This window comes from Paraburkholderia susongensis (genome assembly GCF_900177725.1).
Lineage (GTDB): Bacteria > Pseudomonadota > Gammaproteobacteria > Burkholderiales > Burkholderiaceae > Paraburkholderia > Paraburkholderia susongensis.
In genome coordinates this window covers 480345-496316 of sequence record NZ_FXAT01000005.1, presented here as the reverse complement: position 1 = coordinate 496316, position 15972 = coordinate 480345, and the positions used below count along the sequence as shown (strand labels likewise).

At 63.7% G+C, this 15972-nt stretch carries 13 protein-coding genes; 12 read left to right on the top strand and 1 reads right to left on the bottom strand.

Features of this window, described 5'->3' with window-relative positions:
* Positions 1–9: 9 nt before the first annotated feature.
* The gene (locus tag B9Z01_RS18420; protein WP_085485531.1) at positions 10–2355 is read right to left on the bottom strand and encodes a TonB-dependent receptor; all 2346 of its coding nucleotides are present in this window, start codon (positions 2353–2355) and stop codon (positions 10–12) included.
* Between the two features lie 540 nt (positions 2356–2895).
* On the opposite strand from B9Z01_RS18420, the gene B9Z01_RS18415 reads away from it, so the two are divergent.
* The 12 genes from B9Z01_RS18415 (at position 2896) to B9Z01_RS18360 (ending at position 15855) form a co-directional block, all read left to right on the top strand.
* Positions 2896–3318, top strand: a complete 423-nt coding sequence (locus tag B9Z01_RS18415) for a MarR family winged helix-turn-helix transcriptional regulator (protein WP_085485530.1) — start codon at positions 2896–2898, stop codon at positions 3316–3318.
* An 81-nt stretch (positions 3319–3399) separates the two neighbouring features.
* Positions 3400–3822: a MarR family winged helix-turn-helix transcriptional regulator gene (locus tag B9Z01_RS18410; RefSeq protein ID WP_085485528.1), complete on the top strand. Its 423-nt coding sequence runs from the start codon at positions 3400–3402 to the stop codon at positions 3820–3822.
* Positions 3823–3903: 81 nt separating this feature from the next.
* Positions 3904–5016 carry an HlyD family secretion protein gene (locus B9Z01_RS18405; protein WP_208626075.1) on the top strand — a complete coding sequence of 371 codons (1113 nt, stop codon included), beginning with the start codon at positions 3904–3906 and terminating at the stop codon, positions 5014–5016.
* Between the two features lie 7 nt (positions 5017–5023).
* On the top strand, positions 5024–6595 hold the full coding sequence (locus tag B9Z01_RS18400; RefSeq protein ID WP_085485524.1) for a DHA2 family efflux MFS transporter permease subunit: 1572 nt from the start codon (positions 5024–5026) through the stop codon (positions 6593–6595).
* A gap of 9 nt (positions 6596–6604) precedes the next feature.
* The gene (locus B9Z01_RS18395; protein ID WP_085485522.1) at positions 6605–8038 is read left to right on the top strand and encodes an efflux transporter outer membrane subunit; all 1434 of its coding nucleotides are present in this window, start codon (positions 6605–6607) and stop codon (positions 8036–8038) included.
* 387 nt (positions 8039–8425) lie between these two features.
* On the top strand, positions 8426–9361 hold the full coding sequence (panE, locus tag B9Z01_RS18390) for a 2-dehydropantoate 2-reductase (RefSeq protein ID WP_085485520.1): 936 nt from the start codon (positions 8426–8428) through the stop codon (positions 9359–9361).
* Between the two features lie 57 nt (positions 9362–9418).
* Positions 9419–9718: a hypothetical protein gene (locus tag B9Z01_RS18385; RefSeq protein ID WP_085485518.1), complete on the top strand. Its 300-nt coding sequence runs from the start codon at positions 9419–9421 to the stop codon at positions 9716–9718.
* A gap of 82 nt (positions 9719–9800) precedes the next feature.
* On the top strand, positions 9801–11288 hold the full coding sequence (gene pdxR, locus B9Z01_RS18380) for a MocR-like pyridoxine biosynthesis transcription factor PdxR (protein WP_085485516.1): 1488 nt from the start codon (positions 9801–9803) through the stop codon (positions 11286–11288).
* A 379-nt stretch (positions 11289–11667) separates the two neighbouring features.
* Positions 11668–12120, top strand: coding sequence for an HU family DNA-binding protein (locus B9Z01_RS18375; RefSeq protein WP_085485514.1), 453 nt, complete (start codon positions 11668–11670; stop codon positions 12118–12120).
* A 383-nt stretch (positions 12121–12503) separates the two neighbouring features.
* Positions 12504–13913: a circularly permuted type 2 ATP-grasp protein gene (locus B9Z01_RS18370; protein WP_085485512.1), complete on the top strand. Its 1410-nt coding sequence runs from the start codon at positions 12504–12506 to the stop codon at positions 13911–13913.
* A gap of 178 nt (positions 13914–14091) precedes the next feature.
* On the top strand, positions 14092–15042 hold the full coding sequence (locus tag B9Z01_RS18365) for an alpha-E domain-containing protein (protein ID WP_085485510.1): 951 nt from the start codon (positions 14092–14094) through the stop codon (positions 15040–15042).
* A gap of 12 nt (positions 15043–15054) precedes the next feature.
* Entirely contained in the window at positions 15055–15855 is an 801-nt protein-coding gene (locus B9Z01_RS18360; RefSeq protein WP_085485508.1) for a transglutaminase family protein, read from the top strand.
* The last annotated feature ends 117 nt before the right edge of the window (positions 15856–15972 follow it).

The window sequence follows — 15972 nt, the reverse complement described above, 5'->3', positions numbered from 1 at the left end:
TGTCGTCGATCAGAAGTACTTGGTTACGCCCGCATACACGGAGAAATGTGGACCGTACTGCGGCGCACCGACACCGATGCCCGAGCCGTCGCGCAACTCGTACACGCGGTTGAATGCGTTGACTATCAGCACGCGCGCATCGAACTTGCCGATCATCGGCTCGTTGAAATGCTGGATCACGCCGAGATTGAACTGGGCGTACACGGGCAGGCGATCCGTGTTCGCAAAGCCGCTGCGCAAACCCGAGCCGACGATTCCGTCGAACGTGAACGTGGTTCGGTAGAAATCGTAAGCGGCGCCGAATGAAGCCGTCACGCGCTGGTCGTGATCGAGAAATACCCAGTGGCTCGAGATGAACGCGAGTTCTTCCGGATCGAAATTGAACTGCGCCGAACTGATCTGTTTGCCCTGCGCGCGGCTATAGGCGAGGTTCAGATAAGCGGAGATATTGTTCTGCTTGTAGTTCGCGGTGAATTCCACGCCGTATGTTTTGCCGTACTGATAGTTGAACGGCGTGTAGATGAGCGCGGAGCCGAATTGCCCTTCGTCGAGCAGATCCGTCGATTTCTTGTAGTACGCGTCCAACCCGAGTGTGACGGCCGGGCCGAGCTTCTGCGTGATACCGAGGTCGAAGTAATGACTGCGTTCCGGCTGCACCGGGGCGTTCTGGCTCGACGGGCTCTGGTTCGTCGTGCCGTCGAACTTCGATATCGTCGAGCCGGACACGAGTTCGAAGGGAGGCGGCGTGAAATAGCGCGCGTAGCCCGCGTGCACGGTCGTCGTCGGCGTGAGCGTGTAGACGAGGCCAACGCGCGGGCTCAACTGGCTCGCGCTCGTGTACTCGTCCATCCGGTCGTATCGCAGGCCGTAGTTCATGGTGAGCCGGTCGGTGAGCTTCCACTCGTCCTGCGCGTACAGACTGTACAGATAGCCGGTCTTGCTGCTGCTGTCCTGGATGTTGAAGGGTATGTCGGAGAGCTGGTTGCCGTTTTCGTCGGCTGGGAACACGCTCACGTTGTTGTCGAACACCGCGTGTTCCTGCTGGAAAAAGAGACCCGCGCGAACCGTATGGCTGTCGTTCAGACGCCATGTGGTGTCGACCTGCACGCCGTTGGCCGTGTTGCTGTGGAAGTCCTCCGAAGCCACGCCGTTGAACATCAGGTCGCCAATCGGATCGGGGTTGAACTTCGTGCGCGTATAGCGCGTGAAGAAGGCGACCTGGTAATCGAGCGCGGCGCCGTTCGTCCCCTGAAGCGCGATGGCCGCAAAATTGTTCAGCTCGGATTGCGTTTCGTTCAACTGCGACGAGTCGAATGTGCTGTGGCCGTTCAGCGCAAAGTTGGTCGGCAGCCCAGGCGTGTTCGGAATTTCGAACTGGTTGCTGGTCGCACCGAAAAGCAGGCTCACGCGCGTCAACGGATTGATCAGATATGACAGGTAGCCGAACGCATTGCCTTGCCGCGTGTGATCGTGAATGGCATTCGCGCTTGCGGTGGGGTTCTCGATGCCGAGATTGTTCATGCCGAGCGAGCCGCTCAGATAGTAGCTGAACGGCCCCTGGCTGCCGAATACGTCGGCACTGGTTCTGATGGTCCCGTGGCTGCCCCCGAATACATCGACCGAACCGCCGCTCCCCGTGTCGCCCGACTTGGTGCGGATGTCGACAATGCCGGCCGTGCGGTACCCGTATTGCGCGGGCAGTGCGCCGGTGAGCAGATTCAGTTGATCGATGATGCGCGTGTCGAGCGACTGACCAAAGCCGCTGATCGGCTCTGGAATGATGATGCCATTGATCCGGTATTGCAGATTCGCGTGCTCGCCACGCACATGCAATTGTCCGTATGAGTCATTTGCGACCCCGGGCGCCTGCAGCAGCACCTGATTGAGCGGAGTGTTCGCACCCGCCGGCATGGTGTCGATATCCGCTTGCGTAAAGCGGTAGACGCTGCTGCCCGTTTCGGGCAGCAAACCGTTGCGCGCTGTGTTCAGACGTTGTGCGTTGACCTGTACATCAAGCGCATCGCTCTTTTGCAGTTGCACGCTGACGCTCGCCGGGGCGCCGGACTGCGCCGTGGCAATGCTGCTGCCGCTGGCAAAACCCGGTGCGGTGACGACGACTGCGTACGTGCCCGGCGCCACACCGCTGATCGCGAAATGCCCGGACGAGTCGGTGTTCGATGTGCTGACGGATGCGCCGCTCGCATCCTGCACGTCCACTTTCGCGTGGGCGACGGGTTTGCCCGCGGGATCGGCCACCGTGCCCGTCAGCACGGTGCTGCCCGGCGCGCCCCACGCGCTCGAGACGGCGGCACAGAACACAATCGCCGCGTGCGCGGTCAGTGTGCGGTTTTTCATTGTTTTACTCGCTCTATGGACGATGCGTTGATGATGGGATTCGATTGGCAAAAGCTCGCCCACCTCGCCCCTGGCTGCCAGGAGAAGGACGTATGAAGAAAGATGAGACGACGCTCGCTGCATCGCGCTATCGGCCGCATCAGGTGGCCGGCACGCGACAGCGATCACGTCATTCGATCAGGACTACTTTGTGATGGAAAGGAGTAGGGACGGTGGCGGTCATAAGCGGTCGATGGATGAGGGTAGTCCGCTCGCATGTCGGACGGATTTCTTTCGCAAAACGGTTAGCTGCGGTTGGATAACCGCAGAAATGTTATAACATAACATTATTGGGTGGCAAGCCCGAAACAGCAGATTGCTGTCGCGCAACGGACGACAGACTTGCCGGAACCAACGGACCAGACCAGACGTCAATGAGGCTCTCCTTGTGCCGGGTGCGATTTGGGCGACCTTCGAATGAAGACCGTGATGACCGGCACACCGGTTCCGGGTCACAGCAAAAACTTGACTCTGTGCGTATGCACATATAGACTGCCTCGCATGACCCGTCCTCTCTCTTACGACGAATGCAACTGCTTCGCGCTGCGCCAGGCGGCGCGGCACGTCACGCAAATCTACGAGCGCCATCTTGGCGAGGTAGGGTTGACGGCCGCGCAGTTCACGATTCTTGCCAAGCTCGCGCGCACGCCGAATCTGCCGATGGCGGATCTCGCGGAAGCCATGGTGATGGAGCGCACCACGCTGGTTCGCGCCATGAAACCGTTGCAGCGCGACGGCCTCGTGTTGGCCGAAGCGGCCGAGCACGATGGCCGCACGTTCCTGTTCAGCCTGACGGAAAAGGGCGAGGCGACGTTCGATCAGGCCTCGGTGGCATGGCGCGCAGCGCAGGACGAATTTGAAAAGAAGTTCGGCCGCGCGCGTGCCAGAACGCTGCGCGCCGAGTTGTTCAGCATCACCGGTTAGATAGCGCGTATGAACCCGTCCCGGCGGGTTTCAGTACGCCTTTAAATGTGCATATGCACTTTAAGGCAAGGAAGTATCGAAATGGAAGTGCTTTTCGATGACGACTGCTTTGCGATCCGTCAGGCCGCGCGTCACGTGTCGCAGATTTACGACCGGCATCTGTCGAATGTCGGGCTGACCATCACGCAGTTTTCGCTGCTGGGTCGGCTCAAACGCACCGGTCCGGCGACGATGAGGCAGATTGCCGAGGCGATGCGCATGCAGCGCACCACGCTGGTTCGCACGATTCAGCCACTGCGCCGCGATGGCCTCGTGTCCAGCGAAACGATGGGTGTGGATGCGCGCACGCTTTTGATCTCCTTGACCGAAGTCGGCGAAGAACGGCTGGAAGCGGGCCGCGCGCATTGGTATGCCGCGCAAGCCGAATTCGAGCACCGCTTCGGCGAGCAGCGCGCGGCCGCGCTGCGCGGCGAACTGTTTGCGCTCACAAAGGATTTTCTCTGACGCAAACGATAAAGGTAGCGGAGACCGGCGCATTGCGCCGTTTTTTTCAACTTAACGAGTGCATACGCACATATAGAGACTATGTCTACTACACCTTCGACTGTCGCGCCGCCGAGCGCGCTGCCAGCCGCGAGACAGGCGCGGCGCATTCCGTGGATGCTGCTTGCGATTCTCTCGGTTCTCGTCGTGCTGGCGCTGGCCGCTTCGTACTGGTTCTTCGTCGGCCGCTTCGTCGAGACCACCGACGATGCCTACGTCGGCGGTGACGTGACCGTCATGGCGCCGAAGGTGAACGGCTTCGTCACCGACGTGCTCGTGCACGACAACGAGTTCGTCCACGCGAACCAGGTGCTGGTGCGGCTCGATGCGCGCGATTACGACGCTCGCCTCGCGCAGGCGAACGCGGAAGTGGAGAGCGCGCAGGCCGCCGTGATCGAGCTGGAAGCGAAGAAATCGCTGCAGCTTGCGGCGATCAGCGAGCAGGCTGCCGAGGTTCGCGCCTCCGGCGCCGAATTGACGCGCAGTGCCGCCGACCAGACGCGCTACCGCGAACTCGTGAAGGACGACGCGGTGTCGAACCAGGTCGTCGAGAAGGCCGACGCCGATCTGACCAAGGCGCGTGCCGCGGTCGATCGCAGCAGTGCGGCACTGCTTGCCGCGCAGCGTCAGATCGCGGTACTCGACGCGCAGATCGGCGACGCCAAGGCGCGTATCGCAACCGCGCAGGCGGCGCAGCGCGTCGCCGCGTTGAATGTCGAGTACACGACGATCCGTTCGCCAATCGACGGCTATGTCGGCAATCGCACCGCGCGTGTGGGGCTGCTCGCGAACACCGGCGTGTCGCTGCTGACCGTCGTACCCGCGAGCGGCCTCTGGGTCGACGCCAATTTCAAGGAAGATCAGTTGAAGGAGATGCGCACGGGCGACAGCGTCGACGTCGATCTCGACGCATCGAACAAGCCACTGCACGGCGTGGTCGAAAGTCTCGCGCCCGCTACCGGCGCAACCTTCAGCGTATTGCCCGCCGAAAACGCGACCGGCAACTTCACGAAGATCGTGCAGCGTGTGCCGGTGCGCGTGCGCCTCGACGTGCCGAAGGACATGCAAAACGTGCTGCGTCCCGGTCTTTCCGCGACCGTCAAGGTGCACGTCGACTCAGGTAGCGGCTCAAGCAACGCAGCCGCGCACGGATAAGCCGATCATGACTCACGTTCCCGACAATCCCGCCGACCAGCCGACCCGCACCAAGGTTTTCGCGTTCGCGCTGATGTGCGTCGGCTTCTTTATGGCGACGCTCGATATCCAGATCGTCGCGTCCTCGCTGCGCGACATCGGCGGCGGGCTGTCCGCGAGCCAGGACGAACTCTCGTGGGTACAGACCTCGTATCTGATCGCGGAGATCATCGTGATTCCGATGTCCGGCTGGCTCACGCGTGTGTTCTCGACGCGCTGGCTCTTCACGTTCTCTGCGTTCGGCTTCACGGTCACGAGCATGCTGTGCGGGCTCGCGTGGGACATCAACTCGATGATCCTGTTCCGCGGTCTGCAAGGCGCGCTAGGCGCCGCGATGATTCCGACGGTGTTTACCACCGCGTTCGTGCTGTTCCCCGGCAAGCAGCGTTTGATTGCGGCCACCACGATCGGCGCGCTCGCGTCGCTCGCGCCGACGATCGGCCCCGTGGTCGGCGGCTGGATCACGTCGCAATGGTCATGGCACTGGCTGTTCTATCTGAACCTCGTGCCCGGCGTGTTCGTCACGCTGATGGTGCCGAAGTACGTGCATATCGACAAGGTCGACCTGTCGCTGCTGAAAAAAGGCGACTACGTCGGCATTCTGCTGATGTCGGGCTTTCTCGGCTGCCTCGAATACGTGCTCGAAGAAGGCCCGCGCAAGAACTGGTTCGGCGATGACGTGATCGTGCTGTGCGCGTGGGTGGCGGCAATCTGCGGCTTTCTTTTCATCGTGCATGCGTTCACCGCGAAAGAGCCGATTGTCGATCTGCGCGCGCTCGCGGTGCGCAACTTCGGTATCGGCAGTCTGCTGTCGTTCATCACCGGCATCGGGATTTTCTGTACGGTGTTTCTGACGCCGGTGTTTCTTGCCCGCGTGCGCGGCTTCGACTCGTTGCAGATCGGTCTCGCGTTGCTGTCGGTCGGCTGTTTTCAGTTGCTGGCGCTCGCCGCCTATTCGACGCTCGCGCGCTTCGTCGATATGCGCAAGCTGATGGTGTTCGGCCTCGTGCTGTTCGGTCTCGGCTGCTATCTGTACGTGCCGCTGACGAGTCAATGGGGCTGGCAGCAGCTGCTGATTCCGCAGGCGTTGCGCGGTATCGGCCAGCAGTTCTGCATTCCGCCGATCGTCACGATGGCGCTCGGCGCGTTGCCGCCGTCGCGGCTGCGCTCCGCGAGCGGGTTGTTCAATCTGATGCGCAATCTCGGCGGCGCGATCGGCATTGCGGTCAGCAGCACGATGCTCAACGACCGCCTGAATTTCCACTACGAACGGCTCGACGAACATCTGAGCGCGGGGCGTCCCGTGGTCGAAGCGATTTTGCAGAAGCAGGCCGAGTATCTGTCGGCGATCGGCGGCAACGTCCTGAACGCCGCGAACGCGGGGCTCGGCGAATTGCACGAGATCCTGATGCGCGAAGCGCTCGTGCTTACTTTCTCCGACGCGTTTCTCGCCGTGTCGCTTTGCTTCGTGGTCGGCCTGTTGAGCGTGCTGTTCTCGCGCCCGTTCGGCAATTCCGCGCCACCGCCCGAAGCACATTAAGGAGCCAACATGAAGCGAATGGTGATGAACGTAGTGGCGAGCGCGGCATGGCTCGCGCTCGCGGCCTGCGCGGTGCAGCCGGCCACGCACGCGGATTTGCCGCAGACAGTGAAGACGGTTGCGCCGGTTGCATGGAGCGTCGACGCGCCGCAGGACAGCGTGAGCGCCGACGCATGGTGGGCGCAATTCGGCGACCCGGTCATGCATCAACTGGTCGAAGCGGTGTTGACCGGCAATCTCGACGTGCAGGCCGCAGTGGAACGCGTGAAGCAGGCGCGGGATCTCGTCACGCAGGATCGCGCGGCGCTGGTGCCGGAGCTGAACGCGAACGCAGGCGCGTCGACCACGCGCCAGAACACGCCGCCGCCGCTCGGCTATGTGCGGCAGGCCGGCTTCGGCGTGGCGGCAAGCTGGACACCTGACGTGTTCGGCGGCGAACGTCTCGCGGTGCTGGCCGCGCAGGCGCAGGTGTCGGGGCGCGAGGCGGCCTTGAACGAGTTGCGGCTCGCGCTCGCCGCGAATACCGCCGCAGCCTATATCGACCTGCGCTGGGCACAGGCGCAATTGCAGATTCTCAGCGACAACGAAGAGATCCGCAGCCGCGCGCTGAAGCTCACGCAGGAGCGTTTGCATTACGGTCTGTCGACGCAGCTCGACGTGGCGCGCGCACAGAATCAGCTGGAAGATTTGCAGGCGCAGATTCCGCGTATGCAATCGGCGGTGCAGCATCAACTGAGTCTGATCGCCGTGTATTCGGGGCGCACGCCGGAGAGCGTCGACGATCTGCTGCTCGCCAACGCGCGCGAGATTCCGGTGCCGGCGCAAAGCGCGCCGCAGGTGTTGCCGTCCGAGGCGCTGCTGCATCGGCCCGACGTACGCACCGCATACGCGCTCGTCGAGCAGCGTGCGGCGGAAGTAGGGGTATCGAAAGCGCAGCGTTATCCGCAGTTCAGGATCAATCTCGCGGACGGCCTGCTCGCCTCGTCGTATCTCGGCCTGCCGACGCTGACCGATAATCTCTTTAGCGCAGCGCTCAATGCGACGAGCCCGATCTTCAACGCCGGCCGCATTACCGCGAATATCGACGCGAGCGAAAGCCGCATGCGCGAATCGCAACTTGGCTTGCAGCAGACGATGCTGCAGGCGCTAAAGGAAGTCGAGGACAGCCGCAGCGATCTCGTGAGCGGCGCGCTCCAGGTGCAGCGCCTCGGCGGCGCGCTCGATGCGTCGAATCACGCGCTGCGTCTGTCGACCGAGCTGTACAAGGGCGGCGCGTCGAGTTTTCTCGACGTGCTCGCCGCGCAGGAGGCGTATCTGCGCGACGCGGAATCGTTGAACCAGGCAAGGCGCGAGCATGCGCTCTCGGCAATCGCGCTGTATCGGTCGCTCGGCGGCGGCTGGGACGAGCATGAAACGGTGGCGTCGGCGGCGGCGAATCGGTGATTCGTAGGAAGAGAGCGAACACGAAGCGTCGCGGGGCGCGCGTGATGGTTGGGCAGACGAGCTGCATGGGGCGAGACGCGCGGGCAAAATGCGCAGATGAAGCGCGCAGATGAAACGCGCTGGCGAGACGCGCAAGTGAAATGCGAGGTGAAATGCAGGGTGAAACAATCAGCCAGAGAATCAGCCGGAGCGCACTCATGAACCCGCGCACGTTGCATTGCAGCACGCGCAACCCCGCGAGGGTGGCAGGAAGCGATCCGCAATCTTTGCTACATTCCTGCACACGCAACGCATACGCGGCATCGCAGTGTGCGTCGAAAGTCGCGGTGCGTGATGGAACATGAGTAGGCACGAGCGGCGTGACCGAAATCTTTCAAGAGGCTAAAGATGCGAATTCTGGTGGTGGGAGCAGGCGCGGTCGGCGGATACTTCGGCGGCCGTCTGGCGGCGGCCGGTCAGGATGTGACCTTTCTCGTGCGAGCGGGCCGTGCGGAAAAGCTGCAGCGCGAAGGGCTCGTCATCAACAGCACGCGCGGCAATCTCGTGCTGCGCGACGTGAAGACGATTCTCGCCGGCGCGAGCGCCGAGCCGTTCGACCTCGTGCTGCTTAGCTGCAAAGCCTACAGCCTCGACGACGCGATCGATTCGTTCGCGCCGCTCGTCGGCGAGTCGACCGTGATCCTGCCGATGCTCAACGGCATGCGCCATATCGACGTGCTGACCGAGAAGTTCGGCGAGGAGCGCGTACTCGGCGGCCAGTGCGTGATCGCCGCGACGCTCGATGCCGAGCAGCACATCGTGCATCTGAACGACATGCAGGCCATCACGTTCGGCGAACTGCCGGGCGGCACGTCCGAGCGCGTGCAGGCGATTGCCGAGGCGATGGGCGGCGCGAATTTCGACGTGTCGGTCAGCGACAACATTTTGCTGCGCATGTGGGAGAAATGGGTGTTCCTCGCCACACTCGCGGCCAGTACGTGCTTGATGCGCGGTTCCGTCGGCGATATTCTGGCTGCGCCTGACGGCAAGCGCGCGATCGAAAACCTGCTTGGCGAGTGCCGCGCGGTGGCCGAGCACAACGGCTTCACGATGGGCGCGGACTTCGACGCGCGCGCCACGCAAACGCTGTTGACGCCGTCGCCGCTGACCGCGTCGATGCTGCGCGACGTGGAAAATCACTCGCACACCGAGGCCGATCACATTCTCGGCGATCTGATTTCGCGCGGCGGCGATGCGCAGAAGGGCGAGCATGGTTTGTCGCTGCTGCGCGTCGCCTATAGTCATCTGAAGACGTACGAAGCGCGGCAGGCGCGTACTTCCTGACGGAGCGCCGCGGCCGGCGCGGGAGCGCCGTCGCAATCTGACTATCGGAGATGAAGCATGCCGAGTCCAACCGGATCGGTGGCCGCGATCAGTGCCGCCTCTGCAACCGTTTTCTCGATCGGTATCATCTTCCTCGGCTACTGGGGCATGTATGAGCCGACCGCATGGCGCGCTGCCGACGTCGTGGTCGTCGTGTTCGCGCTCGGAGGCTTCGCGTGTCTCGGCCTCGTGCCGTGGATGGCGACGAGCCCCGTCGACTCGGAGAGCGACGACAGCCGCATCCGCATCGCGCGGCACCTGTTTCTCTCGGGCGTGAGCGCGATCTGGCTCGCGGTGGCGGTCTCCGTGATCTTCTGAATCGAACCGCACCGCGCTTGCCGCAGCCTTGCTCCGGCTTCTTCCCGAACGACGTCGGCCGATCTCCGAGGTAGCCAGTCGAATGGACATTCACATCGCGGTCCAAGGGCATCACGATCTGTCCGGACAGATTTATCGCCAATTGCGCGCGGGCATCGTCGAAGGACGCCTTGCCGGCGGCACGCGCCTGCCGTCCACGCGCGATCTCGCGACGCAGCTCGGCGTATCGCGCAAGACCACGCTCGACGTGTTCGAGCGGCTGCTGTCCGAAGGCTATCTGAGCGCGCGCACCGGTTCCGGCACCTTCGTCGCCGACGGGCTCGAACGCCTGCCCGTCGGGCGCCCGGCGCAGGCGCGTGCCGCGGATGCGTCGCGTGAACGGGCCGCGGCGAAAGCAAAGGCCGCCGCACGTGCGCAACCGCTGTGGGAGCAGATGCCCGACAGCCTGCCGTTGCCGCGCCCTTCGGTGCCGTCGCCGCTCGATTTCATCGGCGGCGCAACCGACAAGACGCTGTTCCCGTTCGACGTCTGGCGCCGCTGCGTGAATCACGCGCTGCGCGCGCAGGCACGCAGCTCCGGCACCTATCGCGACGTGGCCGGCGACCAGGAACTGCGGCTCGCGATCTCGCGCTACCTCGCGTTCAACCGCGCGGTGTCGAGCAACTGGGACGACGTGATCGTTACGCAGGGCGCGCAGCACGCGCTCGATCTGCTGGCGCGCATCACGCTGCGGCCGGGCGAAATCGCCGCGCTCGAAGACCCCGGCTATCCGCCCGCGCATGCGTGCTTCACGGCGACCGGCGCGCGCGTCGTGCCGGTGCCGGTGGACCGCGAAGGGTTGATCGTGAGCAAGCTGCCGGACAAGGCGCGGCTCGTTTACGTGACGCCTTCGCATCAGTTTCCGCTCGGCATGCCGATGAGCCTCGAGCGTCGCGTCGAACTGCTCGAGTGGGCGCAAAAGCGCGGCGCGGTCGTCATCGAGGACGACTACGACTGCGAGTACCGTTTCGAAGGCCGGCCGATGGAGCCGCTCAAGAGCCTCGATCGCGCCGGACTCGTCGCCTACGTCGGCACCTTCTCGAAGACGATCTTCCCCGAGTTGCGCGTCGGTTACGTCGTGCCGCCGGCCTCGCTGCACGGTCCGCTGCTGAAAGCACGCCAGATTGCCGACACGCACGGCTGCACGCTCACGCAAATCGCGCTCGCGTCGTTCATGCTCAACGGTGACTTTGCGCGGCATCTGCGGCGCATGCACAAGGCGTACGCGGCACGCCGCGCGATGCTGCTCACGCATCTGCAGGGCGGGCTCGCGCGCTGGTTCGAACCGATCGTGCCGACCGCGGGCATCCACATGGCGGCGCGCCTGAAGGCGCCGCTCGCGTCGCTCGGCGAAGCGGCGCTCGTCGGCGCGGCACGCGAAGCGTCGATCGGACTCTATGGACTCGCGCCGTTTCACCACCGTGTGACGCCGCAGCCGGGGCTGATCTTCGGCTACGGCAGCATCGCGGTCGAGCATATCGACACGGCGCTCACGGCGCTCGCGGGCATCCTGCCGCGTCTCGCGCGCTGAGCGAAACGTGCCGCAAGCGGGGCAAAAAGCCTCGACGAAGCCTCGGGCGAATGCTGCGGCTTTAACGAAAAATGACGAAAGTGCCTTGATTCAAGGGGTGAAAAGACCACGGCGGCGCGCGGCAACCCGCCCCGGCAGCTACCCGAAACGAACTGTAACGAGCGTTACGTGCCCGTGTTGAAGACCGCTCCGCACACGTTTTACCCGCTAAAACAGGCATCAAAACGTGTTGCGCAGTCGGCGCTACGCAACAAACCTGCATCGCTATACATAAAAGAGTCGCGCAAATCGCGTGAGCGCTTGTAGAATCCGGCGTTGAAGCGTGCGCATACCGTGTGCGCTTCGTGCAATTCAATTGACCACAACAGGTAGGAGAAACATGCCGACTTCCGCAAAAAAGGTGGCCAAGAAGGCTGCTGCCCCGGTACCGACCAAGAAGGTTGCTGCAAAGAAAGTTCCTGCGAAGAAAGCCGTCGCAGCCAAGAAGGTCGCCGTGAAGGCGTCCGGTGCACCCGCGCCGATCAAGGACACCTTCACGAAGGCCTCGTTGGCAGCTCACGTCGCTGAACGCGCTGCAGTGGAACCGAAAACCGCCAAGGCCGTGCTGGCCGCGCTCGAAGACACGATCCTCGGCTCGGTGCACAAGAAAGGCGCTGGCGAATTCACGCTGTCCGGTCTGTTGAAGATCGTCGTGCAGTCTGTGCCGGCGAAGAAGAAGCGCTTCGGCAAAGACCCGTTCACGGGCGAAGAGCGCTGGTTTCCGGCCAAGCCGGCAAGCGTGCGCATCAAGGCACGCGCGCTGAAGAAGCTGAAGGACGCAGCATCAGCCTAAGTGCCGCACGCGCTTTTCGGGCGTCGAGGTTTAACCATGCCTGACGTTTGAGCGCGCGTTCGAGTGCTTGCATGCAGTAGTCCGAATCCCCGTGGATGCGAATCCACGGGGATTTTTTTATGCGCACGCTTCGTAGTGAGTCGCCGGACAGCCTTCATACGCGCATAGTGCGCACCCTGATGGCGCGTTCGCACAGCACTGGCGCATCATGATCCACGGCAGTACGATAAGAGCGACGCGATGCCATTCCGATGCGCTTTGAGTGTGCACGCAAGCATGCTTCATCGCGGGAAACTCAATGGCATAACGCTTGCTTGATCGAGAGTCGAGTACCGAATGCGCAGCGCATTCGCCTTCTATCCGACAACAAGAGTGGGGCTGAGATGCGATGCTATGACGAGATGCGTCATCAGGACGATGGCGTGCGGCCGCATTACGCACGCTTCGAGCGATGGTTGGTGAAGCAGGGGAACGAGGCAATTGCACGCAAGCGTGCGGAGGCCGACCTGCTGTTCCGGCGGGTCGGCATCACCTTCGCGGTGAACGGCGACCTGTCCGGCACCGAGCGGCTGATTCCCTTCGATCTGATCCCACGCATCATTCCGCGCGGCGAGTGGCAGACGCTCGAGGCGGGTTTGCGTCAGCGCGTGCAGGCGCTCAATCTGTTCATCCACGACGTCTATCACGAGCGCAACATCGTGCGCGCGGGCGTCGTGCCGGCCGAGCAGGTTTATACCAACGCGCAGTATCGTCCCGAGATGCAGGGCGTCAATGTGCCGCTCGGTGTTTACGCGCATATCGCCGGTGTCGACGTGGTGCGCGCCGGCGACGCGGGCGAGTTCTACGTGCTCGAAGACAATCTGCGCGTGCCGTCGGGCGTCTCCTATATGCTCGAAAACCGCAAGATGATGATGCGGCTTTTCCCCGAGCTGTTCGTGCAGAACCGCATCGCGCCGGTCGCGCATTATCCCGATCTGCTGCTCGATACGTTGCGCTCGGTGGCGCCCGAAGGCGTCGACGATCCGGTCGTCGTCGTGTTGACGCCGGGCATGTACAACTCCGCCTATTTCGAGCACTCATTCCTCGCGCAGCAGATGGGCGTCGAACTCGTGGAGGGCAAGGACCTCTTCGTCGACGACAACTACGTGTTCATGCGCACCACGCAGGGGCCCAAGCGCGTCGACGTGATCTACCGGCGCGTCGACGACGACTTTCTCGATCCGCTCGCGTTTCGTCCCGATTCGGCGCTCGGCGTGCCGGGTCTGCTCACCGCTTATCGCGCCGGCCGCATCGCGCTCGCGAACGCGATGGGCACCGGCATCGCCGACGACAAATCGATCTATCCGTACGTGCCGGACATGATCGAGTTCTACCTCGGCGAGAAGCCGATCCTCAACAACGTGCCGACGTACCAGTGCCGCAAGCCCGACGACCTCGCGTATACGCTCGCGCATCTGCCGGAGCTCGTTGTCAAGGAAGTGCATGGCGCGGGCGGCTACGGGATGCTCGTTGGGCCCGCTTCGACGGCGGCCGAAATCGAAGCGTTCCGCGAGCGTCTGATCGCGCGTCCGGCCGGCTATATCGCGCAGCCCACGCTCGCGCTGTCCGCGTGTCCGACGTTCGTCGAGGCGGGCATCGCGCCGCGCCATATCGACCTGCGGCCGTTCGTGCTGTCCGGCAAGACCACCACGATGGTGGCGGGCGGCCTCACGCGCGTCGCGTTGCAGGAGGGCTCGCTCGTCGTCAATTCTTCGCAGGGAGGCGGGACCAAAGATACATGGATGGTCGACTGACGCGGTTGGCGCCGCGCCCGTCTGCGCCTTTTGATGAGGCACAGCACGGCGCCGCGCTCGCAGCCCAACGCGCCGGTAGCGGCACGCAGTGCGCCGCCGGCGCTTACGGATAACCAGCGCAGACCTTCGCCGCTGACGAAGGCTCTGCGTCATCAGCTCTCAGATATGGAACGCCGTCATGCTTAGCCGAACCGCCGATCACCTCTTCTGGATGGCCCGCTATATGGAGCGTGCGGAGAACACCGCCCGCATGCTCGACATCAACCTGAAGGCGCAGCTTCTGCCGCAGACGCCCGAACAGGAGGCCCGCGCGCAGCGCTCGGTGCTGCGCATCTCCGAGCTCGAAAACGCATTCGCGCAGCGCTACGAGGAGGCGACACGCGAGCACGTGCTCGACTTCATGATCGCCGATGCGGGCAATCCGTCGAGTATCCATTCGTGCCTGCAGGCCGCGCGCGAAAACGCCCGCGCAGTGCGCGGCACGCTCACGACCGAGTGGTGGGAAACCATCAACGACACGTGGCTCGAATTCAACGAGCGGCTGTCAGGCGGGCAGGCCGCGAGCAATCCGGGCGCGCTGTTCGAATGGGTCAAGTTCCGCTCGCATCTGTCGCGCGGCGTGACGATCGGCACCGCGCTGCAGGACGACGCGTTCCTGTTCTCACAGCTCGGCACGTATCTGGAGCGCGCCGACAACACCGCGCGGATTCTCGACGTGCGTTTCGCGAACGTCGAGCCGAATTCGCGCGACGCCGCGCGCCAGCTCGAGGACTTCTATTACTGGACCTCGATCCTGAGCTCGGTGTCGGCGCTCGAGATTTATCGCAAGGTGTATCGCGACGTCGTGACGCCCGCGCGCGTGGTCGAGCTGATGATTCTGAACCAGCAGATGCCGCGCTCGCTGCTCGCGTCGCTCGACGGCGTCTGCACGAATCTCGCGATGCTGCGCACCTCGGGCTCGAATCAGTGCGAGCGTTTCGCCGGCAAGCTGCGCGCCGAGCTGCTGTACGCCGACATCCGGCAGATTTTCGAAACCGGCCTGCACGCCTATTTGACGCAGTTCCTCGCTCGCGTATTCGAGCTGGGCAACCTGGTGGCGCGCACCTATCTGATGCTGCCAGTCGCCTGACGGAGTTCTTTTATGTACCTGACGATCCGCCACGACACTTCCTATCGCTACGAAGCGACGGTCCATTATTCGATCCAGCAGTTGCGTCTGACGCCCGCGAGCGGCGCCGCGCAGACGGTGCGGCGCTGGAGCATCGACGCGCCGGGCAAGCTCGACGCGACGCTCGATGCATACGGCAACGTGCTGCATACGCTCGTCATCAACAAGCCTCATAGCGAGATTCATCTGCGCGTGTCGGGCGAGGTGGACACGGTGCCGCTCGTCGACGGCGTGCTGCGCGATCCGCCCGGCCCGATTCCGCTTGAGCATTTCACCTGCGCGACGCGCCTGACCGAAGCCGATGCGGCGATCCGCGAACTCGCGGCGACGGTGCCGGGTCTCGCCAGCCCCGCGAATCTGATCGCGCTGTCCGAGCAGATCGTGCAGCGCGTGCAGTACCGCACCGGCATCACCGAGGTCAGCAGCACGGCCGCCCAGGCGCTCGCGCTCGGCAACGGCGTGTGCCAGGACCACGCGCATCTGATGCTCGCGTGCTGCCGCGCGCGCGGCGTGCCGGCGCGTTACGTGAGCGGCTATATCGAGCCCGGTGAGGTCGCGCACGCGGCGAGTCATGCGTGGGTCGACGTGTGGCTCGAAGGCAAGGGCTGGGTGTCCGTCGACGTCACGCATGCCGCGTTTGCGAGCGAGATCTACTGCCGGCTCGCGGTGGCGCGCGACTACGAGGCCGCGGCGCCGGTGCGCGGCCGGCGCATCGGCGGGCTCGAAGAGGAGCTGGACGTGTCGGTGACGGTCAGCGCGCAGATGCCGCAGTAACCTGAGTCCAGCGGCGTGCCGGCGCTTCGCCGCCGGTTCTCCCGATGCTCTGCCGCGGGTTCCCGCGTTTGACAATTGTTCGGATCCGACGCGCAAAAAAGGCCGTAAATACCGATA